Raw genomic sequence first — 26,865 nt, 5'->3', positions numbered from 1 at the left:
GGCGCGGCGTGTGACCGCACGCCGCGCCGCCCCACGCCGGAGCACTGGACGGCACCCCTTACGGCGAAAGGACGTTCCGCCCAGCGGCTTCCCGGCCTCAGGCACGGGCCCGAAGGCTCCGCGCGCCCGAGCCGTGGCAGGCGCGCCGCCGGTTGGTTCATGGTGTGATTCAAGAAGTGAGCGGTAAGCCTGTCAAGGCTCCGGCACGGACCTGGACAGGTCGATGCGCGACGGCCACAAGGGGCGGCCACAGGTGTGGATCCGGGGCGGTGGGCCACCGGTGCGGCGGAGTCGGCGGGCCGGCGACCGGCGGGGCGACGGGGAGGGCACGACCCGCGTCGGGCCGGGGGATGACCCGGCCCACCGGGTCACTCCGCCGATCCGGTGGCCGGCCGGAAGCAGGCCGTCACCGTCTTGCCGTGCCGCTGGCATCGCATGGCCCAGTCGTCGGCGAGGGCCTGGACGATGCTCACGCCCCGGCCCGAGACCGCGCTGTCGTCGGCGTCGCGGGGCCGGGGCAGCGTCGGGTCGTCGTCGTGGACGCTGATGTGGAGGCAGTCGCCGTCCCAGGTGAGCACGAGCTGCGCGTCGCTGTGCGCGTGGATGTGGGCGTTGGTGAGCAGTTCGGAGACGGTCAGGATGATGGCGTCCACCGTCTCGGGTTCCCGGGCCGTCCACGGCAGGGAGGCCAAGTGCCCCCGCGTCCACTGCCGTCCGGCGCGCACACCTCCGGACACGGGGAACGAGTGCGCCCAACCCATCGCCTTGACTGTCACGTTCTTCACTCCCCAAGAGCGGCCGAGGACGCTGACCGCGTCACTGCCCGTACGGGAGACGGGTACCCGGCATTCGCGACGGCAGGCGTCCGGGGCCGTGCCGAAGGTTCGGAGGTCCCCGACCAGGGCGAGGCGCATCGTGCTCCTTCCGGGACCCGCGGTGGCGGGCCTCGGTCAGAGGCCGAACACGTCGGGGGAGTCGGCCAGCCTGCGGAAGTACGCGCGCGGGTCGGTCACCAGCCTGCGTGCCTTCAGATCCAGCAGACCGCCGACCCCCGTCACCTCCGCGGCCACGGTGCCGTCGGTCTTGCGGACCGTCTGCTCGATGCGGAACGTCTTGCCCTCGCCCCAGAGGAAGGCGCACGTCACGTCGACCTCGTCGCCGGCCCGCAACTCCCTTCGGTAGCGCACCGTCACTTCGAGGGCCACCGGTCCCACGCCCTGCTCCAGCAGATCCGTCTGCCGGATGCCGCCCGCCTGCAGGAGCGACCAGCGGGCATGCTCCGCGTACTGGAGGTAGACGGCCTGATTCAGATGGCCCTGGGTGTCGGTCTCGTATCCGCGAACGACGACGGGGACCGAGAAAGGCTCTGCCACGGTCTTCCTTTCGGGACTGCGCACAAGGAGCGCCGGTTCGACCAGGCGACCGCCTGGTGCCACGCGGCATTCCACCACGTGCCGAGGGTGCGCGTCCCGCGGCCACGTCCCCGCGCATGCGGTCCGGCGCGTCCCGCGGCCCGCACCGCGAGGCGCTCTCGACGCCCCGGTCCCCGGCCGCCGGTCACTCGTTGTCAGACCCCTGCGCAAAGATCCTCGTATGACGACTGCCGCACCCGCCGCCTCCCTGCCCGACCGCGCCGCCTACGACGAGGCCGTGTCCACGGCACTCGCCGCGTCCCGGGCGTACTACGGCGACGGCGAGGCCATCCTCGCCGACGCCGCGTACGACGTGATAGCGCGCCGGATCGCGGCGTACGAAGCCGAGAACCCCCGGCACCGGCGCGCCGACACCCCCACCGGGAAGGTCGGCGGCGGCGTGGCCCCGGTGGGCGACGTCGCCCACACCGTGCCCATGCTCTCCCTCGACAACGTCTTCGACGCGGAGGGGCTCGTGAAGTGGGGCGCCTCCCTGGCGCGGCGCATCGACGGTCCGGTCCAGGGCGGGTACGCGGTGGAGCCGAAGCTGGACGGCGCGGCCATCGCGGCGCGCTACCGCGACGGTCGCCTGGTCCGGCTCGTCGGCCGTGGGGACGGCACCCACGGGGAGGACCTGTCGCACGCCATCGGGAGCATCATCGGCCTGCCCGAGGTCCTGCCGACAGCCGAGACCGTGGAGATACGGGGTGAAGTGCTGCTGACCCGCGCACAGTTCGAGCGGGCCAACGAGATCCGCGCCGCGCACGGCGCGAAGGTGTTCTCCAACGCGCGCAACGGGACGGCCGGCACGCTCCGCGCCAAGGACCGCCCCTATGTCATCGAGACGACCTTCTTCGCCTACGGAGCGGTCTCCTGGGACGGTGCGGAGTTCGCGGGCGGAGAGACGCACGAGGACGTCATGGAGCGGGTCCGCGCCCTGGGGGTGCGGACGACCGCCGTGACCGACGTCGGGCTGCGCGTCTGCCGGACGCTGGAGGAGGTCCAGGCGCGGGTCGAGGAGATCGCCGGCCTGCGCGCCGGACTGCCCTTCGGCATCGACGGCGTCGTGGTGAAGGCCGACAGCTTCGCCGAGCAGGAGGCCGCCGGGTTCGCCACGCGCCACCCCCACTGGGCGATCGCCTACAAGCTGCCCGCCGTCGAGGCGCGGACGAAGCTCCTCGCGGTCGAGTGGAACGTCGGCCGCACGGGGATCATCGCGCCACGGGCCGTCCTGGAGCCGGTGGACGTCGACGGCAGCACCGTCCGGTACGCCACCCTGCACAACCCGGCCTTCATCCGTGACAGCGGCATGATGATCGGTGACACCGTCACGGTGTGGAAGGCGGGCGACATCATCCCCCGGGTCGAGGCGCCGGTCGTGGCCCTGCGCACCGGCGAGGAGGCCGCGATCGCCCTCCCCGAGGCGTGCCCGAAGTGCGGTGGCGCCATCGACACGTCCGGCGAGCGATGGGAGTGCGCCGACGGCGCGGGCGGCGGCTGCGGCCTGCCGGCGGCCCTGCGCTACGCCGTCGGGCGCGACCGGCTCGATATCGACGGCCTCGGCACCACCTTCATCGAAGCGCTCGTCGAGTCCGGTGCGGTCGCGGACGTAGCCGACCTCTTCACCCTGACGCGCGAGCAGCTGGCCGAGGCGACCCGCAGCGAGAAGCGCGCGGACGCGTTGCTGGAACACATCGCCCGCGCCGGACGCAAGCCGCTGAACCGCGTGTTCTGCGCGCTGGGCATCGTACGGACCGGCCGCACGCTCTCGCGGGAGATCGCCCGGCACTTCGTCACCATGGACGCGATACGCGCCGCCGACCCCGAAGCCCTCGCCCGGGTCCCCAAGCTCCCGGGAGCGAACGCGCCGAAGATCGCCGCACACATCGCCGCCATGGGCCCGGTCATCGACAAGCTCGTCGCCGCCGGGGTGAACATGACCGAACCCGTGGCGCCGTCCGAAGGGGCGACGGCGGCGTCGGCCGCGCCGCTGCACGGCGAGGTGGTGGTCATCACCGGCGGGATGAACGGCCCGCTCGCCGGGCGCAACCGCACCCAGCTGAACGAGCTGGTCGAGAGGGCCGGCGGCACGTCCTCCGGCAGCGTGTCGAAGAGGACGACGGTCCTCGTCGCGGGGGAGAACGCCGGGTCCAAGCTGGCGAAGGCCGAGCAGCTGGGGACGAGGATCCTCAGTGAGGAGGAGTTCGCCGAGGTGGTCGCGGACCACCTGGGCTGAGCGCGGCGGCGCTCGCGTCCGGCCCGAGAGGCGGGGTGCGGTGGTCCGACCGCCGGGGTCCGGTGATCAGGTCGCACCGGCCGTCTCCCCGCCGTGCATCCGTCGCCGCCCACCGCCCGGAATAGGGGCAAAAGCGACACATTGCGGGTGTCGCGGTCGAAGGGAGAGCCCCACGATGAAACTCAGGAACGAGCTGCCTGTCGACCACCACCTGGCCCGGGTGTACCGCGCGGGCTCCGCGCTCTGCGGTCTCCTTCTGGTGCTCTTCGGCTGCTTCGGGTTCGCGGACGCCCTGAGCCCCTTCGACACCGGAGGCGAGCGCATCGCGGGAATGACGACCAACACGACCCTCAGCGTCATCTCCGTCCTGGTCGGCCTGGCCCTGCTCGCCGGAGCGGTGGTCGGCGGCAACGCCGCCTCCACACTGAACATGGTGATCGGAACCCTCTTCCTGCTGAGCGGGTTCTGGCACATCTTCGTCCTGGACAAGGCGGCGAACTTCCTGGACTTCGGCATGACCAACGTGATGTTCAGCTTCGTCATGGGCCTGCTCATCCTCACCTTCGGCATGTACGGCCGGGTCGCGGGCCGGCTCCCGCACGACAACCCGTACTGGCGCAGGCGCCATCCTCGCGAGGCCGCTCGCGAGTCCCTCGTCAGGCGCCGGGCGGCGGCCGCGGCCGCCTCACCCGCGACCGCCGTCACCGGAGCGGAGGCGACCGGCGCCCTGCCGCCCACCCGCGAAGAGCGGCGACAACGCCCCTGACCGTCACACGCGCGTGGTGGGTGGCTCCCCCTGGAACCTCACCCGCCGGCGGGGTGCGGTGACACCTCGCCCACGAGAGCGGCGACCTGATCGGTGATCATGTCGAGGATCGTCGCCGACACGGCCTCGTCCTGGCCCAGGACGAGGAAGTTCAGGGTCAGGCCGTCGGTCACGGAAGCCAGATACCGCGCCAGGACCGGCACCGGCACGCTCAGGTCGAGCGACATGCTCGACCTGAGCTGCTCGATGAGCTCCTGGTAGATCTCGGCGTACCTCTCGTGCTGGCGCCGCGCCAGCGCCTCGAACCCCGGGGTGCGCAGCGCGTACTGGGTCAGTTCGTACGTGAGCATGTGCTCACCCGGGTGGGCGCACACATGGTCCCAGTACGCCCCGAACCCCGCCCGGATGGTCTCCCGGAGCGTGGCGCGCGGGCGCAGCGCCTCCGCCACCACGCCGACGTAGTGGTCGGTGATCGTCGTGATCACCGATTCCAGCAACGCCGCCTTGGAGTCGAAGCAGTAGTGGAAGACGCTCAGCGAGACACCCGCCTCCGCCGCGATGGACCGGGTCGTCGTCCGGGGGACGCCGTCCCGGGTCATCGCGCGGATCGCCGCTTCCGTCAGCTGCCGGCGCCGTGTGGCGAGCGGCATGCGGGTCATCCGGTGGTTCCCTTCGCTCCGTCGGCCGGCGCCGTCAGCCGCTGTAGACGCCGACCTCGTGGAGCGAGTAGCCCCACCCCGTACCGCGCTGTACGCCCTGGATCCGTACGTGACGGGCGGTGGTCCCCGGGAACCGCGCCGTGTCCAGCCCTCCGTCACCGGCGGTGGTGGACCAGACGGTGCGCCACGTGGTCCCGTCCTCCGAGACCTCGACGCGGTACGCCTTCCCGTACGCCTCCTCCCAGTCGAGGGTGACGCGCTTGACCAGCTGCGGCGCGCCCAGGTCGACACGGAACCACTGGTCGTCGTTCCACTCGCTCGCCCAGCGGGTGCCCCGGTCGCCGTCCACGCCGCGGCCGGGCGCGTAGGAGACGAACGGGTTCCACCACTGGGTGGTGGACGCCGCCGCCGGCGCGTGCGAGGCCAGGTTCACGTCGGCGCGGTGCCGCTCGGAACCGTCCCAGGTGTCGAGGTAGGACTCGGCCCCCCGGAACAGGTCGTCGACCACGCCCTGGCCGCCGACCAGCCGGACGTCCTCGATCCAGTCCGGGACCAGCCCGTAGTGGGAGGCGCCGTCGGTGTTGAGGTCCCACGTCCGCTGCCCCGTGGTCTGCCGGTCGATGACCGAGCCGCCGTCGGTGCTGCGGAAGGGGTAGCGGACCGGGTTGGCGGTGTCCGCGCCCCGTGGTCCCGGCCAGCCGCCGACGCCGTTCATGTCGGTGCCGTAGCCGTAGCCCACGCCGTACTTCTCGCGCAGGGCGTCCGTCCGCTTCGCCTCGGAGCTGAACCCCTCCGCGCCGTGCATGTACTGGGCGATGAACCCGCCGAGGCCGTAGACCCGCTCGGTCCAGTTCAGGTCCATCCAGCTGTGCGAGGAGATCACGCCCGGGTACTTCTCCGACTCCAGGATGTCCAGCGCCCGGCCCGTGGCCTTGACGCTCATGTGGTCGATCTCGAGCATCATCTTGCGCTTCATCATGCCGCGCACGGCGTACTCGCCCAGGTCGGTCAGGCCCCTGGTGTTGCAGCGGGCGTCACTCGCGTAGGCCGGGACCGTCACCCCCGCCGGAAGCTCCTTCTGCGCCGCGGGCGCCGCGGCGAGGCCGATCGGGTTGTCGTGCTGCGGGCCGGTGCACTGCTCGGTCTTCCAGAAGGTGCCGGTCGACAGGAACTGCCCGACGTTGATCGCGGTCCCGAGCGCCCCCTCGTCGAACCGGACTCCGCAGAGGGCGTTGTCGAACTTGTGGCAGAGGAACATGCTGCGGACCCCGAGCCGGTGGAGCTCGTCCAGGCCCCGGTCGATGTCGCCGCGGTCGCACTGGGCGATGTCCAGGACCTGCTTGCAGCCGAACGGCTCGGACGTCTCCACGCCCAGGACGACCGCGAGCTTGCCCTGCTCGATCACCCGCCGCGCCTGGGCGCTGTCGGTGACGATCCGGAACCATCCCTTGCCCGGTCCGCCGAACATCCGGTCGACGTAGTCCTGCATCTCGTACGTCTTGCGGGCTTGGAGGCGGATCGACGTCATCTCGTCGCAGCTGCGGTCCTTGAAGAAGTAGACCGAGCAGATGACCCCGTTGGTGACGAGGTCGTTGACGAGAACCCGCTGCCCGCCACGCCACGCCCGCTCGATCCAGGCGTAGTAGTTCTGCTGGTGGGTCAGCGAGTCGTGCGCGGGCCAGTCCTCGAAGGTCGGCCAGCCGTCCGGGTCGTGCCGGCCGTCACCGCCCTTGGTGATGAAGTCGAAGACCGCGAGGGATCCGTCGGGGTAGTGCTCGGGACAGTCCTTGAGCGCGTCGGCGACCCCCAGCTCGGAGAAGGCCTTGCCGCAGATGAGGCGGCCGCCGAAGGCCTCGTTGGACATGATGTGGTTGTGCGCGTCGACGAATCCGCGCACCTCGCCCCGGGCGTCCGTGCCCTGGAACGGCTCGCCCGTCACGTTGATCGCGGAGTCGGGTTGCGGTCGGTCGACGGGGTTCCACCAGGACGCGTCCGCGGCGGACCCGGGGGCGGGGCCGAGCAGCACGGCCATCGTGGCGAGGAGCAGCGACAGCACCGCCAGGGACCTGCGCCTGCTGTGCGTGGTTCGCGTCATGGACATCTCACTCACGTCCTCGGTGGGGGAACGGGACGGGCACGGCGCGTACGAGTTGTCATGCTCCGCGCGAATCGTGTGTCGAGAATCCCGACTGCCGCAACCCGAGTCAAGAGTCCGGGACGGATGACCTGATGGGTCGTCGGATGACGGCCGCGGGGCGGCCCACGGGACCGCAACTCCGGCGGGAGACGGTTAGATTGGGGGACATGGCGGTGACTCTGCAGGTCGACGGTGACGGTGTGGCGCGCAAGGCGCCGGAAGGGCCGTCGTGCATCGAGGGCTGGGACGTGCTCTACCCGAAACCCCTGCAGAACGCGGAGGTGATCCGCCGGGGGCGCGTGCTGCCTCCCGAGTACGGGTTGGCGTGCACGGTGCACCGGGCGTACCGGTCGGTGGGCCGCAGACTCCTCGACGAACGCGACCTGCGTGCCGGGCCCCGGGGTGAGTGGTGCCGCGGTTGCGGCGAGGAGCGGCCCGTCGCGACGGACGACCGGCCACTCGCGCCGCCCCGTCTCTACTCTCGCCTGTGCGACGAGCTGGACGCGGCGGAGCGGGGCGGCATGCGGGCGGAGCCGGTCGAGCGGACGACGATCGAGCGGCAGCGCGATCCGAGAGCGGTCAGGGCCGTGCTGGAGCGGTGCGGGGGCATCTGCGAGAACCCGGAGTGCGGCGGCATGCCGGCCGACGTGACGGCTCGGGGCGAACCGATACTCGAGGTCGACCATGTCGAGGACCTCGGCCTGAACGGACCCGACCACCCACGGAACATGATCGCCCTGTGCCCCAACTGCCATGCCGTGAAGACGCGCGGCAGCCGCCGGGCCGAACTGCGGGAACTCTTCCGAGGGGTGGCCGCAAGAGCCCACGGCGCGGCGCTCGGGCGGTAGACGGGCCGTGGCGCGGTCGCCGCCCGCCGCCCGGCGTGCACCGGTCTTCCGTGGCCCTCGCCAGGGTGTGCTCAGGTGCACCCCTTCGGCAGCCGTGCACCGGGGCGGCGGGCCCGCGCACCGGTGGAGCTCCGGCGTGAGCTGCGCGCCGAGCGTGACCGGGGAGGCGGGGCCGAAATCCCGGAGCGGAAGCAGGGCCGGCGGCACAGGGCGAGAGGGGACGGGGGGCGCACGACGCGGGCGGCGCAAGCGGGGGTCGTCCTCCCGGTCGCCTTCGTGGCGGCGGGAGTCCTCGGCGCCTGCGACCCGCGAGAGGCCGCCCGCCCGGCCCCGGCATCAGGGCCCGTACATGTCGCGGCAGAGGCGGACGATGTCCGGCGGGACGACTCCGGAGGGGCCCGCCTGGCGGCAGAGGGACCGCAGATCGGCGGTCGGGGGGCGGGGTGTGGTCGTCGAGGGCCGGACCGCACGGTTCCTCTTCGGCTTCGGCTTCTTCTTCGCGGGCGCGGTCCTGGGCGGCCGGAGAGCGGTGCGTCCGCGGGGTTCCGGCGTGTCGGCGGCGCGGCCGGGCGCGCGGGGCGGTGTGTCCCGTCCGGTGGTCCGCTTGTCACCCGCCTGCCCGGTGCCTTCTCCCGCGGCTTGATGGCCGTCGGGTCCGGTGTCGGCGAGGGTCTCCCGGGGCGGGGCAGGTGTGGGGAGGGGCCGGTCGGGCAGGGGCGCCGGCGGGCGATCGGCGGCGGGCGCGAGGCCGGCCCGACGGATCGGGGGAGCCGGTGTGGCGGGTACGGCGACACACCCGGTGACGATCAGGAGGGCGGCGAGGGCGAGCGGGACGGCGAGGCGGCGGGAGTGCATGGGGTCACCGTGCCGGACCGGGGGCGAGCCGGGACCGAGGGCACGCGAAGCTCCACCGGGACGAGTGAAGCACCGGCCCGGAGGTCGTGGGCGCACCGCGCCGCCTCGCCGTCCGCGCCGTCGGTCACGACGGAACGACCGGCGCACGCGGAGTTCGCCCCGGTCGTGCCGTCACCACCGGTGGGCGCGGAGCCCGCCCCGGCGGTCCACCGGGGCCTCGCCGCAGGACGGCGGGCGGCGGCCAGGCCCGGCGGCGGGGGCGGCGCGCCCGTCGGCCCGGCGCGCAGGCGAGTGAGCGCGGGGAACCGGCGGTGGCCGGTCGGCAGTCTGCTCGGGCATGACCTTCGAGCGGATCGTCCACGGCTGCGCACAGTTCTGGCGCTTCGGGCTCGACCAGGTGCGGGCCGTCGCCTTCGCCGTCGTGCTGGTCGGCGGCATCGGCGCCTCGCGCCTGCTGCCCGACGATCTTCCGGTCGCGCGGTACGACCTGCTTCTGGTCTTCGGCGTGGCGCTGACGGTCCTGGCACGCAAGGTCGGCTGGGACGGCCCCCGGGACACCGCCGTGATCCTCGGCTGCCATCTCGTCGGGCTGCTGTTCGAGCTGGTCAAGGTGCGCATGGGCTCGTGGAGTTATCCGGAGGACGCCGTGTCCAAGATCGCGGGCGTCCCGCTCTACGGCGGCTTCCTCTACAGCGCCGTCGGCAGCTACTGCTGCCGCGCCTGGAAGATCATGGACCTGTCGCTGTCCGGCTACCGGCCCCGGACGATGGCCGCCCTGGCGGCCGCCGTCTACCTGAACTTCTTCACGCACCACTGGCTGCCCGACGCCCGTATCCCGCTCGCCCTTCTGCTCCTCGCCGCCACGGCCGGCACCTGGGCGCACTTCACGGTGGGCGCCGCCCGCTACCGCCTGCCGCTGGCCCTGGCCTTCACCCTGATCGGCTTCTTCCTCTGGATCGCGGAGAACGCCGCCACCTACGCCGGTGCGTGGAGCTACCCCCACCAGCTCGACGGCTGGCGACCGGTCCCGCCGGCCAAGTTCGGCGCCTGGGCCCTGCTGATCAGCGTCACGTTCGTCCTGGTCGCCCGTACCCGGGACGGCTCGGGGCCGGGCGGCCGGACGGCACCGGATCCGGACCGGGAGCCCGGCACGGTCCGCGCGGCGAAGACGTCCGCCCCCGCCGCGGCGTGGTGGCACCGCACGCGCGGTCCGGGAGGACGGTGGAGGAAGCGCCCCGCGGGCTGAGGCCCCGAAGTCGCCCCGCGCCCCTGTGGAGACGCAGGTTTCCACCGACATCGAAAGGATGGCACCGCCCACCCTCCGGCGTCGAAGCTCTTCATGGCGGCGGGCGGGGACGGAGCCCCGGCGGCCGCATGAGACGGGGAGACGGGGATGAGGGGTACGAGGACGGCCTTGGCCGTGACGGCCGTGGCCGTGGCGGTGACCGTGGCCGGATGCGCCGCGCCGACCGGCGCGGACGCCGGATCAGGACCGGCCGGACGCACCGCCTCCGCGCCGCCGAGCGGTCCGGCGCTGAGCGAGGCGGAGCGCCGGCGTATCGAGGACGCCCAGCAGGGGCTCATCGGCGCCTGCATGGAACGGCACGGCTTCCGGTACGCGCGTGCCGTACGCCCGGCACCGGCGGCCGACGGGGCGAAGGGGTACGTCTCGGACGACGTGGCCTGGGCTCGCGCCCACGGCTACGGCAGCCGCATCGACGCGGCGGAGGACCGGGCCCGCCTCGCCAACCCCAACATCGCCTACCGCGCGAGCCTGCCCGAGCCGCGGCGCCGGGCGTTCGACGCCGCCCTCGACGGCGGGCCGGGCACCCCTGTCCTGGAGACGCGCCTCCCGACGGGGGGAACCGTCCGCAGACGGCTCGGCGGATGTCTGGCCGAGTCCGAGAACAAGCTGTACGGGGACACGGAGGCGTGGTTCCGGGCCCACAAGACCGCCTCGAACCTGCAACCGCTCTACGTACCGCGGGTGCTGGCCGACAAGGAGTTCCGGGCGGCACTGGGCGCGTGGGCGCGCTGCATGGAGCGCGCCGGCCATCCCTCCAAGGACCCGCAGGAGGCCCGCCGGACGGCGGAGCGGCGGGGCCGGGGCAGGCCCGAGCCCGAGGCGTTCGCCGCCGAGCGCCGACTCGCCGTCGCCGACGCGGCCTGCGCCCGGACGACGTCCCTGAAGACGGTCGGCCGGGCCCGCGAGACGTACTACGTGAACGCGCTGCCCCGCCCGTACCGCGAGGCCGTCGCCACCGCCCTCGCGATGGAGCGCGCGGCGCTGGCGCGCGCCCGGGACCTGACGCGTCGCGCGGGCTGAGCGCACCACCCCGACTTCCGTCCACGGGGGCGGAGGACACCACCTTCCGGACACCGACATCAGGAGAGACATGAGGAAATCGGGCGCCGCCGTCGCCGCGCTGGTGCTGGCCCTCACCGGGGCCGTCACCTCGACCACGACCACGACCGCACAGGCCACGGCCTCCGGGGGCTGCAACTCGGCCTGGCCGGGCCGCAACGGCCACATGTACGCCTGGCGGGACATCTACTGCGTCGGGCTGCTGGGCAACACCGCCGGATCCGACGACCACTGGGGGGACGCCTACGGCCCGTTCACCGGACTGGACGCCAACAACGCCAGCTCCGTGATGAACGCGGGGTACACCGGCGGGCGCGATGTCGTGAAGTTCTTCTTCGTGCCGCAGTACGAGGCCGCCTCCTACGCCTGCCTCGACCCGACGGAGTACTTCGCGGACGACCTGCGGGACAACACGTTCACCAACGGTGCCCTGGTCAACGACAACATCATGGCCCACAAGTGGGTCACCGACGGCGAGTGCGCCTGGGGCTCCTGGATCGGGTGATCCGGCGAGACGCGCGGGCGCCCCTCCACGGGGGAGGGACGCCCGCGCCGCGCGCTCGGGCGCCGGGCCCGCTCCGGCGGAGCGCGGAGCGGGCCGGGACGGCCGGTCAGGCGGGCGGGTGGTGCGACCGCAGGAGCGCGGTGCCCAACGCGGTGACGACGTGCAGGACCGCCTTGCCCTGACGGCTCGTGGTGATCAGGTTCGCCCGGCGCAGCACCGCCGTGTGACGGCTCGCCGCCGCGAGCGAGATGCCGAGACGGCGAGCCAGTTCCGTCGTGCTGCACCCCTCGGCGGTGGCCCGCAGGGCGGCGGCCCGGGTGCGGCCCAGGAGTTCGCCGAGGGACTCGTCGCCGTCCTCTCCCGCGTCCCACCGCACCGTTCCCACCGAGGCGTCGCCGGCGGTCGGCACGGCGAGGACGGGGGGCCGGTCGGGGTCGAGCGGCGAGCGCAGCAGCTCCACCTGCCGCGAGAAGAACATCGTCGGCGTGATGAGGAGACCGCGGCCGCCCAGCCGGACGTCCTCGTCGTGGACGTGGCGCACCTCGAGGACGGGTGCCCGCCAGCGCGCCAGCGGGCCGCCCACCTCCGCGAGCAGACGTTCGACCCCGCCCTCGGCCCACTCCCGTGCCCACGCGGAGCGCATCGCGTCCAGGTGGGAGCGCACCCGGGTCGCGAACGGGGCGACGGTGACGCGATGGCAGGCCCGCAGGGCGGCGGCCACCTGGAGCCGGGCGTCCCGGTCGCCGTCCGCCAGCAGCCGGGCCCACGCTCGGTCCGCCGGACGGACGTCGACGGCGGCGAGTTCGACGCGCAACAGCTCGCGCGGTGCGCTCAGGAACGTGTCCGCCGCCTCCTCGATGCACGGGGAGTGCCCCGCGAGGCTCGCCATGTCCACACCGCCCCCTCCCGGAGGGACGAGCGCCGCCAGGGGTCCGGTCCGCCGGCCGAGCGGCGCAGCCAACGCCGCACGCCACCGGCGGAACGCCAGGCTGTCGTCGCGCTCGCCGAGGAGCCTGAAGCTGTCGAGCGTCTCCGCCGCCGCGCCGACCGTGGGGATCACTCGGGTCCGCGCCAGGTCGTCAGCCGTGAAGTGGATCCGTTTCATCGAGCGTTCCCGTCTTCACCGGGCGCTCCCGCCCCGCGCCGTACACGTGTACCGCGCGACAGTCTCGTCCGCGCGGAGTGATCCGTACAACGCCGCTTTCGGACGTCCTGGAGGCTGGCGTCGCTCCCATCCGCCGCCCCGCTCGGCCGTGCCGGGCGGACCCGCCTGGTCCACGACACCCCTGCGTGCCCGCGCCCGCTCGACGGGCGGTCTGTCGGCACCATTCCGGCACCTGGCGGACGGTCGAGACGCCCCGGCCGGTCGTCGGCCACCGTCGGCGAGACGGCGGCGAGATGCGGATGCGGCATACAGTGTTGCCTATGACGCAAGACAATGGTGATCTGGACAGTCTGGTACGCAAGCGCATCCGTGCCCTGCGACTGGCCCAGGGCTGGTCGCTGGAGGAGCTGGCCGCCCGGGCCAATCTCAGTCAGTCCACCCTCAGCCGCATCGAGAACGGCCGGCGCCGCCTCGCCCTGGACCAGCTCGTCACCCTCGCGCGAGCCCTGGACACCTCGCTGGACCAGCTCGTCGAGACGGCCGCCGACGACGTCGTCTCCCACCCCATGATCGACGCCGCCCGCGGGTCGATGCGCTGGCCCATCAAGGCGGAACCCGGCATGACCGTCGTACGGCAGCGGATGACCGACCCGCCGCCCGACAGCCCGTCGCGCATGCGCGCCCACCCCGGCCGCGAATGGCTCGTCGTCCTCTCCGGCACGGCGATCCTGCTCCTGGGCAACCGCCGCATCCGCGTCGAGACCAACCAGGCGGCGGAGTTCCCCACGATGCTCCCGCACGCCATCGGCGCCGAGGGGGGACCCTGCGAGGTCCTGGGCATCTTCGACCGTGACGCCCGCCGGGGCCACCAGCGCGGCGAGGGCGCCGGGACGTCGAACCGCCCGGCACCGTGACCGTTTGCGCGTTCCGCAACAACGCCCCCCAACGTCTTGCGCATACCGGAAGCCGTACGGTCACGGGCGGGCGGCCCGCCTAGCGTGGACGCATGAACCACCCCTCCTCGCACCCAGCGCATCACGACGGGCCGCCCCATGCCCACGGCCCGCACCACGACCACGCCCATGCTCCCGGTCACGCACCCCCCACCGGCCGGGCGAACGGCCCCGACGCGGGCGACCAGGCGGAGTTGCTCGACCTGGACGCGGAGGTGCTCGCCGCACACACCGCCTCCATCACGGCCTGGCTGCCCCTCGCGACGAGCCCGCGCCACATCGTGGACCTGGGCTGCGGGACCGGAGCCGGCACCCTCGCTCTGCTCGAGCGGTTCCCCGAGGCGGAGGTGACGGCCGTCGACTCCTCGGCGGCCCACCTGGACCGCCTGCGCGCGAAGGTGTCCGCGGTGGGGGCGACCGAGCGCGTACGCGTCGTCCGGGCCGACCTCGACGCGGCCCAGTGGCCCGACCTCGGCAGGCCGGAACTCGTCTGGGCGTCGGCCTCCCTGCACCACATGGCCGACCCCGACCGCACGCTGCGCCGGATCCGCGACCTGCTGGCGCCCGGCGGGCTGTTCGCCGTGGTCGAGCTCGCCGGCTTCCCCCGGTTCCTCCCCGAGGACGCCCCGGAGGACGCGCCCGGTCTAGAGGAGCGCTGCCATGCCGCGCTCGCCGGCCACCATGCCGAGCACGCTCCCCACCGAGGCGCCGACTGGGGTGCGAAGCTCGCCGACGCGGATTTCGCCGTCGAGGCCGAACGAGTCTTGACCGTCGACATCGGCGCGCCCACCACGGACGCGGTCGGCCGCTACGCCCTCGCCAGTCTGCGCCGTCTGCGTGAGGGAGCCGCTTCCGCCCTGCCGTCCGGGGACCTGGTCGCGCTCGACCGGCTGCTCGACGCCGACGGCCCGCACGGCATCCTGCGCCGGGGTGACCTCCGCGTGCGCACCGAGCGCACCGTGTGGGCCGCCCGCCGCGTCTGACCCACCCCGACACCCCCTACGCATGCCGTACGGGGGCGTCGGGGAGGGCGATCGGCCAAGCCGGGCGGAGTCCGGCAGCCGCGGCTGCCGCCGCCCTCGCGCGGCCGCTGTCCCTGCGGCGTCAGCCCGGGCGAGGGCCGGAAGCGTCGTCGTCGGCGTCCACGCCGGTGAACGCGGAGTCCTTCTTGGTGCCGGTGGGGCGTTGCGACCGGCCCTTGCGGCCCGTCTCGTGCATGCCCTTCTCCGGTGTGCCGCCGCGCTTCTCACCGCGGCTCGTGTCGCTGTGGACGGTGTCGCCGGGTACGCCCCGCTCCTCCTCTTCCGAGGTCTTCCGTCCCTTGCCGCGCGAGGGCGCGTGTTCCTGCGGGTGGAAGGACCGCGAGGCGCTCGGATTGTCCTGCTGCCGGGTCTCGTCGACATCGGGGGACCACCCGTGGTGCCCGGCCATGCGGTCGCGGGGCGGCTCGCCGCCGCGAGAGGGCCCGGATGACTTCGGTTTCTCGGCCATCAGCCGACCTGCCTGTCCGTGCGGGAGGTACGCCTCCGCATACCCCTGGGACCTCCGATTTTCCCACGGGCCGCACGGCACGTCACCTCGGCCGCGCCCCGGCGCCCCCGGAGCGACCTCCCGGATCCGCCCGTCCGAGGCCCTGCTCGCGCCCGCCCGAAGCCCTCCCCCTCTGCGCGCCGAAGCGGCCGAACCTCCCGCGCGTCTCCTCGCCCGCAACGCCTGTCCGGGCCCTCCGCGTCTCCTCGCCCGCGGCGCCCGTCCGGGCCCCCGCGCCGCTGTCCGCCCGCCAATCGGTGGCGTGGGCGACTCGAACGGGTGAGGTACGGCTCCGCCGCCCGCGTCCGCGCCGCCCCGTGCCCGAGGATCGCTGGCGGTCGGTGGAACGCCTTCCCCGGGGCCGTGCCGACCACCGCACCCCGGAAGGGCCGCCATGCGCATCCTGCTCATCGCCAGCAGCTTCAACAGCCTCACCCAACGCGTCCAGGTCGAACTGCGCGACCGCGGGCACACCGTCCCCGTGGAGGTCACGCCGGACGGCCCCGCCGTGCGCGCCGCCGTCTCGCGCCACGCGCCCGACCTGATCGTGGCCCCCATGCTCAAGGCCGTCGTGCCCCGGGACGTGTGGACGGCGTACCGGTGCCTGATCGTGCACCCGGGGCCGGTGGGCGACCGTGGCCCGTCCTCGCTCGACCGGGCGGTCCAGTCGGGTGTCACCTCGTGGGGCGTCACCGTCCTCCAGGCCGACGAGGAGCTCGACGCCGGTGACGTCTGGGCGTCCGCCGGCTTCCGCGTCCCGGAGGTCGGCAAGAGCGATCTGTATCGCAACGAGCTGTCCGACGCCGCCGTGACCGCCGTGCTCCTCGCCGTCGAGCGGGTCGCCTCCGGAGCCGCGCCGCGTCCGCAGACGGGCCCGGTCCGGGCCCTTCCCACGCTCCGGCAGGACCAGCGGCGGATCTCCTGGGACGAGGACACCACCGAGACCGTGCTGCGCATCCTGCGGGCCGCCGACTCGCAGCCCGGTGTCCGCGACGATCTGCTCGGCGCCGAGTGGTTCCTGCACGGCGGCCACGCCGAGGACGGCCTGCGCGGCCGGCCCGGAGCGCTGCTCGCCACGCGGGCGGGCGCCGTCTGCCGGGCCACGGCGGACGGCGCGGTGTGGATCCCCGAGCTGCGGGCCCGCACCGGCGCCGGCCGGCCGCGTGCCTGCAGACTCCCCGCCACCACGGCGCTCGCGGGGCGGTTGCCCAGGCTGCCCGAACTCCCGGCGCCCCTGGAGCCGACGGGCGACGGGCGGACCTGGTCCGACATCCGCTACCGGGAGCACGGGCCCGTCGGCGTCCTGTCGTTCGCGTTCCCCGGCGGAGCGATGAGCACCGACCAGTGCCGCCGCCTGCTCGACGCCTACCGCACGGCCCTGTCCCGTCCCACCTCGGTGCTCGTCCTCGGCGGTCAGCGCGACTTCTTCTCCAACGGCATCCACCTCCACGTCATCGAGGCGGCCGCCGACCCGGCGGCCGAGTCCTGGGCCAACATCAACGCCATGGACGACCTGGTCGAGGCCGTTCTCACCACCACCGACCGGCTGGTCGTCAGCGCGATCGCCGGCAACGCCGCCGCCGGCGGAGTGATGCTCGCCCTCGCCGCCGACGAGGTCTGGTGCCGGTCGGGCTCGGTGCTCAATCCCCACTACCGGCGCATGGGCCTGTACGGGTCGGAGTACTGGACGTACACCCTGCCCCGCAGGGTGGGCCCGGCCCTGGCCGCCCGGCTCACCGACGACGCCCGGCCCGTCTCCGCGGCGGCCTCGCTCGACATGGGGCTCGTCGACAGGGTCGTCGACCGCGGGCCCGGCGAGTTCGCCGACGAGGTCACCCGGTTGGCCGCCCACCTGGCGTCGCGTCCCGGACTCGAACTGCGCGTCGCGGCGAAGAAGGCGGAACACGAGCGCCGGGAGTCCCACAGCCCCCTTGCGGCCCATCGTCGGGAGGAGCTCTCGCGTATGCGGCGGATCTTCGACGATCCCGCCGCGTCCTATCACGCGCTGCGCCGGGCGTTCGTCCGGAAGGAGGCCCCCCGCGTGCCGTCCCCGGACGGCCCAGGTGCGGGCGCGGCCGTCCCGGCCGACTGTTAAGCAAGACGTGGGCCCGACAGGCGGCCCTGCCGATCCCTCCTCAGGAGGCGACTCATGAGCGCAGTAACTCCGGCCCCGGCCGAGGAACAAGGTGCCGCCCCCGGCAGCGAAGAGAAGCCGATCCACATCCTCTGGATCAACGCGGGTCTGAGCTGCGACGGCGACTCGGTGGCCCTGACCGCCGCGATGCAGCCCAGCATCGAGGAGATCGCCCTGGCCGGGCTCCCGGGCCTGCCCAGGATCGCGGTCCACTGGCCGCTGATCGACTTCGAGTGCGGCCCGGTGGGCGGCGCGGACACCTTCATCGAGTGGTTCTTCAAGGGAGAGCGCGGCGAGATCGACCCGTTCGTGCTGGTCGTCGAGGGATCGATCCCGAACGAGGCCATCAAGCAGGAGGGGTACTGGTGCGGCTTCGGCGACGACCCGGAGACCGGCCAGCCCATCACCACGAGCGAGTGGATCGACCGGCTGGCGCCCAAGGCGCTCGCGGTGGTCGCGATCGGCACCTGCGCCACCTACGGCGGCATCCACGCGATGGCGGGCAACCCCACCGGCGCGATGGGCGTGCCGGACTACCTCGGCTGGGACTGGAAGTCCCAGGCAGGCATCCCGATCGTGTGCGTACCCGGCTGTCCCATCCAGCCCGACAACTTCGCGGAGACGCTGACGTACCTGCTCTACCAGGCCGTCGGTTCCGCGCCCATGATCCCCCTGGACGACAAGCTCCGACCGACGTGGCTCTTCGGCGCGACCGTGCACGAGGGCTGCGACCGGGCCGGCTACTACGAGCAGGGCCAGTTCGCCACGACGTACGACTCTCCCAAGTGCCTGGTCAAACTGGGCTGCTGGGGGCCGGTCGTCAAGTGCAATGTCCCCAAGCGCGGCTGGATGAACGGCATCGGCGGCTGCCCGAACGTCGGCGGCATCTGCATCGCGTGCACGATGCCCGGCTTCCCGGACAAGTTCATGCCGTTCATGGACGAGCCTCCCGGCGGCAAGGTCTCCAGCACCGCCAGCGGCGTCTACGGCTCCGTCATCCGCCGCCTGCGGACCATGACGGCCAAGACCGTCGACAAGGAGCCGAAGTGGCGGCACACCGGCGAGAGCATCACCACCGGATACCGGCCGCCCTGGTAGCCGTACCACCACCGCCCCGCCTTCGGGCCGGCCCCCGCACGACCCCCCATCCACCGCACTGTTCGCGAAGTCGCAGCGCTCACGAAGGGCATCACAACGACCATGGCATCTCCGGCGAAGACGACGGGTGACGGTTCCGGACTGGTGGAGATGGCGTGGGACCCCATCACCCGGATCGTGGGCAGTCTCGGCATCCACACCAAGATCGACTTCAAGCAGAAGCGCGTCGCGGAGTGCTACAGCACGTCCTCCGTCTTCCGCGGCTACAGCGTCTTCATGCGGGGCAAGGACCCCCGCGACGCGCACTTCATCACCAGCCGCATCTGCGGCATCTGCGGCGACAACCACGCCACCTGCTCCGTGTACGCGCAGAACATGGCGTACGGCGTGAAGCCGCCCCACCTCGGCGAGTGGATCATCAACCTCGGCGAGTCCGCGGAGTACATGTTCGACCACAACATCTTCCAGGAGAACCTGGTCGGGGTCGACTACTGCGAGAAGATGGTCCGCGAGACCAACCCCGGCGTCCTGGAGCTCGCCGAGCGCACCGAGGCCCCGCACGCCGGCGAGCACGGCTACCGCACGATCGCCGACATCATGCGGTCCCTCAACCCCCTCGAAGGCGAGTTCTACCGCGAGGCGCTCCAGGTCAGCCGCTACACCCGCGAGATGTTCTGCCTGATGGAGGGACGCCACGTCCACCCCTCCACGCTCTACCCCGGCGGCGTCGGGACGATCGCGTCGGTGCAGCTCTTCACCGACTACCTCAGCCGCCTGATGCGCTACGTGGAGTTCATGAAGCGCGTCGTCCCGCTCCACGACGACCTCTTCGACTTCTTCTACGAGGCACTGCCCGGATACGAGGAGGTCGGCCGCCGCCGTGTCCTGCTCGGCTGCTGGGGCGCGCTCAACGACCCCGAGCACTGCGACTTCACCTACGCCAACATGTCCGACTGGGGACGGAAGATGTTCGTCACCCCGGGCGTCGTCGTCGACGGCAAGCTGGTGACCAACGACCTCACCGAGATCAACCTCGGCATCCGCATCCTCCTCGGCAGCTCGTACTACGAGGACTGGCAGGGCCAGGAGCAGTTCGTCACCCACGACCCGCTGGGCAACCCGGTCGACCCCCGTCACCCGTGGAACCAGCACACCATCCCGGCCCCGCAGAAGCGGAACTTCGACGACAAGTACAGCTGGGTCATGTCCCCGCGCTGGTTCGACGGCAAGGACCACCTCGCGCTGGACACCGGCGGCGGCCCCATCGCGCGCCTGTGGTCCACCGCCCTGTCCGGCCTCGTCGACATCGGCTACGTCAAGGCCACCGGGCACAGCGTCGTCATCAACCTCCCCCGCACGATGACCAAGCCGGAGACCACCTTCGAGTGGAAGATCCCCCAGTGGAGCAACGCCCTGGAGCGCAACCGCGCCCGGACGTACTTCCAGGCGTACGCGGCGGCCGTCGCCCTGCACTGCGCCGAGAAGGGTCTGGAGGAGGTCCGCGCCGGACGCACCCAGACCTGGGAGAAGTTCGAGGTGCCCGACGAGTCCATCGGCGTCGGTTTCACCGAGGCCGTCCGCGGCGTCCTCTCCCACCACATGGTCATCAGGGACGGCAAGATCGCCAACTACCACCCGTACCCGCCCACCCCGTGGAACGCCTCCACCCGCGACACGTTCGGCACCCCCGGCCCGTACGAGGACGCCGTGCAGAACACCCCGATCTTCGAGGAGAACACCCCGGAGAACTTCAAGGGCATCGACATCATGCGCGCCGTGCGCAGCTTCGACCCCTGCCTGCCGTGCGGCGTCCACATGTACACGGGCGACGGCAGGACCGTGAAGCAGATGCACGTCCCCACCGGCCTGAGCGGCCTGGCCGGATGAGCGCGACCACCGCCGAACAGGCGGGCCGCCGGGTCGAGGAGGTCCTCGACCGACTCGCCGAGACCGGCGACGCCGACGCCGTCGCGGCGGCGGAGGAGATCGTGCGCGTCCTCATGGAGTTCTACGGCAGCGGGCTCGCCCGCGTGGTCGACCTCCTCGGCCGCCCCGCCGCCCGCCCGCCCGCCGACCCGCTGAGCCCGCTGCTCGCCGACGAACTCGTGGCCGGCCTCCTCAATCTCCACGGCCTCCATCCCGAGGACACGCCGACCCGCATCGACCGGGCCCTGTCCGCGCTGCCGCAGCCCGTCGAGAACGCCGGGTTCGACCCGGCCGAGGGGGTGCTCCGGCTCCGTGTCACCGCCTCGTCCGGCTGCGGCTGCCCCAGCACCCGGGAATCCGTCCGGCAGGCCGCCGCGGACGCCCTCGCCTGCTTCGCCCCCGAGGTGACCGGCATCGAGCTGGAACCCGCCGCTCCGCGCGAGCCGGCGCTGCTCCAGATCGGCACCCGTCCGCCGCACGCGGGCGCCGACGGCCGCTCCCCGGCGACGGCCTCGTGAACGGCGTCCCGACCGGCGCGGTGCGCGCGCCCGGACCCACCGGCCTGCGCCGCTTCACCACCCCCCGCCCGCCCCGCGAGGAGCGCTGCGAACTGTGCGGGGTCCGGCTGCCCGACGAGCACCACAAGCACCTGGTCGACGTCGAGAAGCGGGCCATGGTCTGCGCCTGCGGCCCGTGCTCGCAGCTCATGGACCGCTCCGGCGGCACGCGGAGCCGCTTCCGAGCGGTCCCCGGACGCATCCTGACCGACCCCGCGCACCGCATCGACGACCGTGCCTGGGAGTCCCTGCGGATCCCGGTCTCGGTCGCCTTCCTCTTCCGCAACTCCGCCCTCGAGCGGCCGGTGGCGTTCTACCCCAGCCCCGCGGGCGCCACCGAGAGCGAACTGGAGGAGTCGTCCTGGCAGTCGGTCCTCGACGCCACCCGGCTCGCCGCCCACCTCGAACCCGACGTGGAAGCCCTGCTGCTGCGCCGCCACGAGGGCCGCACCGAGTGCTTCCTCGTGCCCATCGACCTCTGCTACGAACTGGTGGGCCGCATGCGACTGCACTGGCAGGGCTTCGACGGAGGGGCCGAGGCGCGGGCGGACCTCGACGCCCTCTTCACCCGCGTACGCGGCCAGGCGCGCGAGCCGCAGGGGAGCCGGCCGTGACCGAGTTCTCCTTCAGCTGCACCGACGTCCGCGCCGACGCCTACGCGGCGGGACCCACCCTCGTGTTCCGGCTGCGGATCACCGCCTCCGGCGGCACCCGGGTCCACGCCCTTGCCCTGCGCTGCCAGATCCGCATCGAACCCGCCCGGCGCGGATACGACGATGCCGAGGCCGAGGCACTGGGCGACCTCTTCGGCGAGCGCGCACGCTGGGGCAGCAGCCTCAACCCCGTCCAGTTCGCCCAGGCCTCCGTCATGGTGCCCGGCTTCACCGGTGAGATCGAGACCGACCTCGTCGTGCCGTGCACCTACGACACCGACATCGCCGCGTCCCGCTACTTCCGGGCGCTGGGCGACGGCGACGTCCCGCTCCTCCTCCTCTTCTCCGGCACCGCCTTCACCGGCGCGGGCGGCTTCCATGTGGAGCCCGTGCCCTGGGACAAGGAGGTCTCCCACCGGATGCCCGTGAAGGTCTGGCGGGAGATGATCGACCAGCACTTCCCGGGGTGCGGATGGATCCGGCTCCCGGGCGACACCATGGACGCCCTGCTCGCCTACCGGTCGCGGCAGGCCCTGCCGTCCTGGCAGGCCACCGTCGAGACCCTGCTCGAAGCGGCGGGGGAGAGGACACGATGACCACCGTCGCCTTCACCGCCGGCACCGAGGCGCGGTTCGCCGTCGCCCGGCACGTCGCCGACGCCGTCCTCTTCGAGGGGTACGTCCTCTACCCGTACCGCGCGTCCGCCGCCAAGAACCGGCTGCGCTGGCAGTTCGGCGTCCTGGTGCCCCCGTCCTGGACCGCCGCCGCCGAGGAACACGACTTCCAGCACACCGAGTGCCTGATGGAGCCCCGGACCGGCGCCGAACTCGCCGTGGAGGTCCGCTTCCTGCGCGCCCAGCGGCGGACCGTCGAGGAGCTCCGCGAGGACGGGACGTTCGCTCCGACGAACGAACTCCGCCTGGCCGACCGGGTCCTCGTGGCCTGGGACGAAGGCGTCGAGGAGCGCGTCACGCTCGCCGCCCCCGTCGGGGAGCTGCGCGGCGACGGCGTCGCCCTGCCCTTCACCCGCCCCGCCACCGAGGAGACGGAGGACGTCACCGACGCCGCCGGGCGGGTCCTCGGCAGGCTCGTGCGCCGCCGCGAGGAGATCCACGGCGTCCTGCGGGTCTCGACGGCCGAACTCGACGGCCCGTACCGCGTCGAACGCCTGACGGTCACGGTGGAGAACACCAGCACCTGGACCGCGGAACACGGCGCGGACCGCCACGCGGCGCTGCCGTACTCCCTGGTCGCCACCCACACGCTGCTCCGCCTCGACGGGGGGTCGTTCCTGTCGATGACCGACCCGCCGGAGTGGGCCAAGGGCGCCGTCGCCGCCTGCCGCAACCTCCACACCTGGCCCGTCCTGGCCGGCGAACCCGGACGCGACGACCTGATGCTCTCGTCGCCGATCATCCTGGAGGACCACCCGGCCATCGCGCCGGAGAGCCCCGGAGCCCTCTACGACTCCACTGAGATCGACGAGATCCTCGCCCTGCGCACCGCCGCCCTCACCGACGAGGAGAAGCGCGAGGCGCGAGGGACCGACGCGCGCGCCGCGGCCGTCATCGAGCTGGCGGACACCATGCCACCCGAGGTGCTGGAGCGCCTTCACGGGGCCGTACGCAGCCTCCGGAGCGTCACCGGACCGCCGGAGGACTCGCTCGGCGGCATCCTCGAACCGGACACCCCGTGGTGGGACCCGGGCGGCGACACCGGTGTCGACCCGGGCCGCGACCACGTCCTCGTCGACGGCCGCGCGGTGCGCGCCGGCAGCAGGGTCGTGCTGCGACCGAGGCTGCACCGCAGCGATGCCCAGGACCTCTTCCTCGACGGCCGCGCCGCCCTGGTCGAGGCCGTCCTGCACGACGTCGACGGCGGGGTGCACATCGCCGTGACCGTCGAGGACGACCCGGGCGCCGACATCCGCCGCGAACAGGGCCGGTTCCTCTACTTCCAGCCCGACGAGGTCGCCGTCCTGGAGGACGCGTGAACGGCCCCGCACCCGGCGAGGCCGGGGCCTTCGCGCCGCAACCGGCCGGGGCGTCCGAGTCGGAGCCCGCCGGGGCCCCCGGGGCCGGACCGTCCCGCACCCTCGTGGCCGGAGTCGGCAACATCTTCCTCGGCGACGACGGCTTCGGGGTCGAGACCGTGCGGCGCCTGGCCCAGGAGGACCTTCCGCCGCACGTCGAGGTGGCCGACGTCGGAGTGCGCGGTGTCCACCTCGCCTACCGACTCCTCGACGACTGGGACACCCTCGTCCTCGTCGACGTCGCCGCCCGCGGTGGCGCACCGGGGACGCTGTACCTGATCGACGCCTCGACGGCCGGCGAGCGGACCGCCGACCGGCAGCCCGCACCGCTCGACGGCCACAGGATGACGCCCGACGCCGTCCTCGCCCTGCTCGACACGTTGTGCGCGGGCACCGGGGCCACAGCGCCACGGCGGATCCTCGTCGTCGGCTGCGAACCGGCCTGCCTCGACGAGGGCATCGGCCTCAGCCCGCCGGTCGCCGCCGCGGTGCCCGGGGCGGTCCGCATGGTGACCGAACTGGTCCGCCAGGAAGCCGTCGTATGAAGCCCCCCAGGGAGTGACCATGACCAAGCGCAAGCACACGAACAAGAATGTCATCGGCACGGCCGCCGCCGTCGGCACCGCCGCCCTGGCGGTCGTGGCCGTCGTCAGGGGAGTCCTGCCCGACGTCCGGCGCTACCTGCGCATGAGCAGGATGTGACACGCGCGGGCCGCCCGCCCGCGGGCCGGCCCGCGTCCCGCTTCCCCCGGCCGGAGGACCCGCCGCGCCGCGGCGGGTCCCGCCGGTCGCGGGACCGCTCGCGGGCGACGGAACGTCCCCCGGCCGCCCCGCCTCTCCGGGGCGGCCTTCTCTCCGGCCATCGTCACCTCGACGCTTCGGCGGTGGGCCGTGAACCGGACGGTCCTGCCCCCTCCTCGTCACGCCCTCACGACGGGCACCGCATGCACCACGGCGGCACGGACCCGCCACGTGGAGGCCGATGGGACGGGCGCCGCGCGCTGACCGGGCGGCGGGTACGGGACACGCGGCGGATTCCGGGGGCGTTTGCCCGGAACGGCCGTGTTGCGATTCCGCCAAGACCCCCCGCCGCTCCGGCGCTCTGTGCCAAGGTGCGTGACTTCGGGACAAAGGAGGGGCTTTGCCGGGAATCTCGTACGGAAAGACGTCCGCAGCGACACGGGGCGGACGGGGTGGCTCGACGAGGACCCGCGGGTTCCTCGTCCTCGGGCTGCTCATGGCCCTCGCGGCCTGTTCGCCGGGCAACGGCTCCGACGACAGGACGACGTCGGGCGGAAAGCCGGCGACGGCCTCCGCCTCGCCGTCCGCCGTGTCGGGGACCGTCGCGGCGGACGGTCTGACGCTGAAGGGCCCGCGGGGACTGGGGGTGCGCGTGGCGGGTGGAGCGCTGCCCGTCGGCATGCGGGTGGACGTCGCCGAGGCGTCCGGCGCGCCCGTGGAGCAGCTGGGCACGCTGGCCCGCTCCGCGCCGGTGTGGGACGTCCACGCGGACGCGCCGCCGTCCGGGGAGGTGACGCTGACGATGCCGTACGACCCCGAGGCGGTACCCGAGGGGGCCACGGCCCGGGTCGTCACGTACGACCCGGAGACGAAGAGGTGGTATCCGGTCGCGACCGAGGCCGACGCGGGCGCGCGTGTGCTGACGGCCACCCTCGAGGGCTTCTCCTGGAAGACCTGGATCGTCGACCGCGTCGAGGGCGTGGCGGGCGCGGCCTCCTGGGCGGAGTACCAGGCGGGACGGCTGCTCGGGACCCGTGCCGCCAAGCCGGACTGCTCGGGGCGCCCGAAGGTCCCCGAGTGGGTCAAGGACGTGACGACCGTGACCGACGACAACGCGCAGATCTTCGCCTGCGGTCACGGCGACGGCGACAAGCTGGTGCTGGAGATCGCCAACAACCGGGGATATCCGGTGTCGGTCGTCTTCGACCGGCCCTACGACGGCATGACGTCCTCGTCGTGGACGGACGGGGTCTCCGGCGTCTTCCAGCAGGTCGCGGCGGTGCGGGCGAGCAACCGCGTGCCGCTGATCAGCGGCGGCTCGGCCACGGTCGTCTTCGACCGCCCCGCGCGGCAGGCCGGTGTCATCCAGGGGTGGGCCCGGCGTGACGCCGGGGCGCTCGCCCTGTGGCTGACCACGGAGGTGTTCCTCGCCGCCGGCGGCGACGTCCCGGTGGGGGCCGGCAAGACCCTGGGCCTCGCGAACGCGGACTGCCTCGCGAAGACGTCCACGTCGGTGTGGGCGACCACCGGCCGCGCGGCGGAGGCCGACGCGGCGGGTGCGGCGGCCGAACTCGGCGGACTGCGCGAGTGCCTGGCGCGGTCGCTGGAGACGGGTGTCAGGGCGTGGGGGGTGGACCCGTCACGGGCCATCCACCAGTCCGCGGACAGCCTGCGGCTTCCACCGGAGCAGCTGGGCGCCGTGAAGGCACTTCGCTACCTGTACTTCCTGGGCGTGGCCGAGTGGTCCCTGCAGGCCGGCGACCTCCTGGTGAACGACGGCACCCCGGAGGCGGCACTCGTGGACCTCTCGGTGCGGTGGCGCCACGACGCCGTGGTGAGGAGTATGCCGCTGTTCGACCTCACGCCGACGGACCGGGGCGGTGGCTCCTCCGGGCAGCACGTGGACGCCGTCCTGGCGGGCGACGGCTTTCCTCGCTCCACCGGGGCCTGGGTCGGGTGTGAGGGGGAACCGGCCGGCGTGACCTACGCGTTGAACGGCCGGTTCACCGCCCTCGTCGCGAAGGCGGGGCTCCAGCCGCACACCCCGGACGGCATCACGGCCGAGATGGTGGTCGTGGCGGACGGCGAGCGCCGGACCGCGGTCCGGGTCACCCGCGCCACGACGGCGGGCATCGAGATCGACCTGACCGGCGTGCAGACCCTGCAGTTGACCGCCGAGAAGGTGGAGGGCACGTGCGGGACGTCGGACACGCCGTACGGCGCCTGGGGCGACGCGGTCCTGCTCGCCGGCCGCTGACGACACCCTGGCCCCGCCCGGTCGCCCGGACCGCGAAGCCCGCCGGCGCCGGCCTCCCGGAGGAGCGGGAGGCCGGCGCCGGCGGGGCCGGGTCGG

25 protein-coding genes are annotated in these 26,865 nt (G+C 73.3%); 18 read left to right on the top strand and 7 right to left on the bottom strand.

The window, feature by feature from the left end; all coding sequences use genetic code 11:
• Positions 1-368 precede the first annotated feature (368 nt).
• Both AB0K65_RS15030 and AB0K65_RS15025 read right to left on the bottom strand, forming a co-directional pair.
• Complete coding sequence (locus AB0K65_RS15030; protein WP_365716380.1) at positions 369-776, bottom strand: ATP-binding protein; 408 nt, start codon at positions 774-776, stop codon at positions 369-371.
• 174 nt (positions 777-950) lie between these two features.
• On the bottom strand, positions 951-1,373 hold the full coding sequence (locus tag AB0K65_RS15025) for an acyl-CoA thioesterase (protein WP_365716378.1): 423 nt from the start codon (positions 1,371-1,373) through the stop codon (positions 951-953).
• Positions 1,374-1,593: 220 nt separating this feature from the next.
• Between AB0K65_RS15025 and ligA the strand changes: the two genes are divergently transcribed.
• Positions 1,594-3,648, top strand: a complete 2,055-nt coding sequence (gene ligA, locus AB0K65_RS15020) for an NAD-dependent DNA ligase LigA (protein ID WP_365716376.1) — start codon at positions 1,594-1,596, stop codon at positions 3,646-3,648.
• Positions 3,649-3,823: 175 nt separating this feature from the next.
• Positions 3,824-4,414: a DUF4383 domain-containing protein gene (locus AB0K65_RS15015; RefSeq protein WP_365716374.1), complete on the top strand. Its 591-nt coding sequence runs from the start codon at positions 3,824-3,826 to the stop codon at positions 4,412-4,414.
• A gap of 38 nt (positions 4,415-4,452) precedes the next feature.
• Here AB0K65_RS15015 and AB0K65_RS15010 read toward each other — a convergent pair whose 3' ends face one another.
• Positions 4,453-5,073 (bottom strand): TetR/AcrR family transcriptional regulator, encoded by a 621-nt coding sequence (locus AB0K65_RS15010; RefSeq protein WP_365716372.1) that lies wholly within the window; start codon positions 5,071-5,073, stop codon positions 4,453-4,455.
• A gap of 34 nt (positions 5,074-5,107) precedes the next feature.
• Positions 5,108-7,168 (bottom strand): discoidin domain-containing protein, encoded by a 2,061-nt coding sequence (locus tag AB0K65_RS15005; protein WP_365716370.1) that lies wholly within the window; start codon positions 7,166-7,168, stop codon positions 5,108-5,110.
• A gap of 209 nt (positions 7,169-7,377) precedes the next feature.
• Between AB0K65_RS15005 and AB0K65_RS15000 the strand changes: the two genes are divergently transcribed.
• Positions 7,378-8,058: an HNH endonuclease signature motif containing protein gene (locus AB0K65_RS15000; protein ID WP_365716368.1), complete on the top strand. Its 681-nt coding sequence runs from the start codon at positions 7,378-7,380 to the stop codon at positions 8,056-8,058.
• A 336-nt stretch (positions 8,059-8,394) separates the two neighbouring features.
• On the opposite strand, the gene AB0K65_RS14995 is transcribed toward AB0K65_RS15000, so the two are convergent.
• On the bottom strand, positions 8,395-8,913 hold the full coding sequence (locus AB0K65_RS14995; RefSeq protein WP_365716366.1) for a hypothetical protein: 519 nt from the start codon (positions 8,911-8,913) through the stop codon (positions 8,395-8,397).
• A gap of 337 nt (positions 8,914-9,250) precedes the next feature.
• Between AB0K65_RS14995 and AB0K65_RS14990 the strand changes: the two genes are divergently transcribed.
• The 3 genes from AB0K65_RS14990 (at position 9,251) to AB0K65_RS14980 (ending at position 11,783) form a co-directional block, all read left to right on the top strand.
• Positions 9,251-10,159, top strand: a complete 909-nt coding sequence (locus AB0K65_RS14990) for a DUF817 domain-containing protein (RefSeq protein ID WP_365716364.1) — start codon at positions 9,251-9,253, stop codon at positions 10,157-10,159.
• 147 nt (positions 10,160-10,306) lie between these two features.
• Positions 10,307-11,239 carry a hypothetical protein gene (locus AB0K65_RS14985; RefSeq protein WP_365716362.1) on the top strand — a complete coding sequence of 311 codons (933 nt, stop codon included), beginning with the start codon at positions 10,307-10,309 and terminating at the stop codon, positions 11,237-11,239.
• Positions 11,240-11,309: 70 nt separating this feature from the next.
• Complete coding sequence (locus AB0K65_RS14980) at positions 11,310-11,783, top strand: hypothetical protein (RefSeq protein ID WP_365716360.1); 474 nt, start codon at positions 11,310-11,312, stop codon at positions 11,781-11,783.
• A 106-nt stretch (positions 11,784-11,889) separates the two neighbouring features.
• Here the strand turns inward: AB0K65_RS14980 and AB0K65_RS14975 are convergent, their stop codons facing one another.
• Positions 11,890-12,888: a helix-turn-helix domain-containing protein gene (locus AB0K65_RS14975; RefSeq protein WP_365716358.1), complete on the bottom strand. Its 999-nt coding sequence runs from the start codon at positions 12,886-12,888 to the stop codon at positions 11,890-11,892.
• Positions 12,889-13,208: 320 nt separating this feature from the next.
• Here AB0K65_RS14975 and AB0K65_RS14970 point away from each other — a divergent pair, with 320 nt between their 5' ends.
• Together AB0K65_RS14970 and AB0K65_RS14965 are read left to right on the top strand one after the other, a co-directional pair.
• Positions 13,209-13,802 carry an XRE family transcriptional regulator gene (locus AB0K65_RS14970; protein ID WP_365716356.1) on the top strand — a complete coding sequence of 198 codons (594 nt, stop codon included), beginning with the start codon at positions 13,209-13,211 and terminating at the stop codon, positions 13,800-13,802.
• A gap of 92 nt (positions 13,803-13,894) precedes the next feature.
• On the top strand, positions 13,895-14,824 hold the full coding sequence (locus tag AB0K65_RS14965) for a class I SAM-dependent methyltransferase (protein WP_365716354.1): 930 nt from the start codon (positions 13,895-13,897) through the stop codon (positions 14,822-14,824).
• Positions 14,825-14,945: 121 nt separating this feature from the next.
• Here AB0K65_RS14965 and AB0K65_RS14960 read toward each other — a convergent pair whose 3' ends face one another.
• The gene (locus tag AB0K65_RS14960) at positions 14,946-15,332 is read right to left on the bottom strand and encodes a hypothetical protein (RefSeq protein ID WP_365716352.1); all 387 of its coding nucleotides are present in this window, start codon (positions 15,330-15,332) and stop codon (positions 14,946-14,948) included.
• 433 nt (positions 15,333-15,765) lie between these two features.
• Between AB0K65_RS14960 and AB0K65_RS14955 the strand changes: the two genes are divergently transcribed.
• From AB0K65_RS14955 to AB0K65_RS14910, 10 genes are all read left to right on the top strand, one after another.
• Positions 15,766-17,466 carry an enoyl-CoA hydratase-related protein gene (locus AB0K65_RS14955; protein WP_365716351.1) on the top strand — a complete coding sequence of 567 codons (1,701 nt, stop codon included), beginning with the start codon at positions 15,766-15,768 and terminating at the stop codon, positions 17,464-17,466.
• A gap of 54 nt (positions 17,467-17,520) precedes the next feature.
• Complete coding sequence (locus AB0K65_RS14950; protein ID WP_365716349.1) at positions 17,521-18,603, top strand: hydrogenase expression protein HypE; 1,083 nt, start codon at positions 17,521-17,523, stop codon at positions 18,601-18,603.
• Between the two features lie 102 nt (positions 18,604-18,705).
• Positions 18,706-20,490 carry a nickel-dependent hydrogenase large subunit gene (locus AB0K65_RS14945; RefSeq protein ID WP_365716347.1) on the top strand — a complete coding sequence of 595 codons (1,785 nt, stop codon included), beginning with the start codon at positions 18,706-18,708 and terminating at the stop codon, positions 20,488-20,490.
• Positions 20,487-21,047, top strand: a complete 561-nt coding sequence (locus AB0K65_RS14940; protein WP_365716345.1) for a hypothetical protein — start codon at positions 20,487-20,489, stop codon at positions 21,045-21,047. Before AB0K65_RS14945 ends, AB0K65_RS14940 begins: the two co-directional genes overlap by 4 nt.
• Positions 21,044-21,700 carry a DUF5947 family protein gene (locus AB0K65_RS14935; protein ID WP_365716343.1) on the top strand — a complete coding sequence of 219 codons (657 nt, stop codon included), beginning with the start codon at positions 21,044-21,046 and terminating at the stop codon, positions 21,698-21,700. Before AB0K65_RS14940 ends, AB0K65_RS14935 begins: the two co-directional genes overlap by 4 nt.
• Positions 21,697-22,335: a DUF6084 family protein gene (locus AB0K65_RS14930; protein ID WP_365716341.1), complete on the top strand. Its 639-nt coding sequence runs from the start codon at positions 21,697-21,699 to the stop codon at positions 22,333-22,335. The genes AB0K65_RS14935 and AB0K65_RS14930 overlap by 4 nt, the downstream gene beginning before the upstream one ends.
• Entirely contained in the window at positions 22,332-23,732 is a 1,401-nt protein-coding gene (locus AB0K65_RS14925; protein ID WP_365716338.1) for a hypothetical protein, read from the top strand. The genes AB0K65_RS14930 and AB0K65_RS14925 overlap by 4 nt, the downstream gene beginning before the upstream one ends.
• A 104-nt stretch (positions 23,733-23,836) precedes the next feature.
• The gene (locus AB0K65_RS14920; protein WP_365716398.1) at positions 23,837-24,316 is read left to right on the top strand and encodes a hydrogenase maturation protease; all 480 of its coding nucleotides are present in this window, start codon (positions 23,837-23,839) and stop codon (positions 24,314-24,316) included.
• 19 nt (positions 24,317-24,335) lie between these two features.
• Positions 24,336-24,473, top strand: a complete 138-nt coding sequence (locus tag AB0K65_RS14915; RefSeq protein ID WP_365716336.1) for a hypothetical protein — start codon at positions 24,336-24,338, stop codon at positions 24,471-24,473.
• A gap of 439 nt (positions 24,474-24,912) precedes the next feature.
• On the top strand, positions 24,913-26,769 hold the full coding sequence (locus tag AB0K65_RS14910) for an NPCBM/NEW2 domain-containing protein (RefSeq protein WP_365716334.1): 1,857 nt from the start codon (positions 24,913-24,915) through the stop codon (positions 26,767-26,769).
• Positions 26,770-26,865: the final 96 nt, after the last annotated feature.

The organism is Streptomyces sp. NPDC053755 (assembly GCF_040677675.1).
GTDB lineage: Bacteria > Actinomycetota > Actinomycetes > Streptomycetales > Streptomycetaceae > Streptomyces.
Note: the sequence above shows the minus strand (reverse complement) of the source record. Positions and strands in the feature narration are given on the sequence as shown.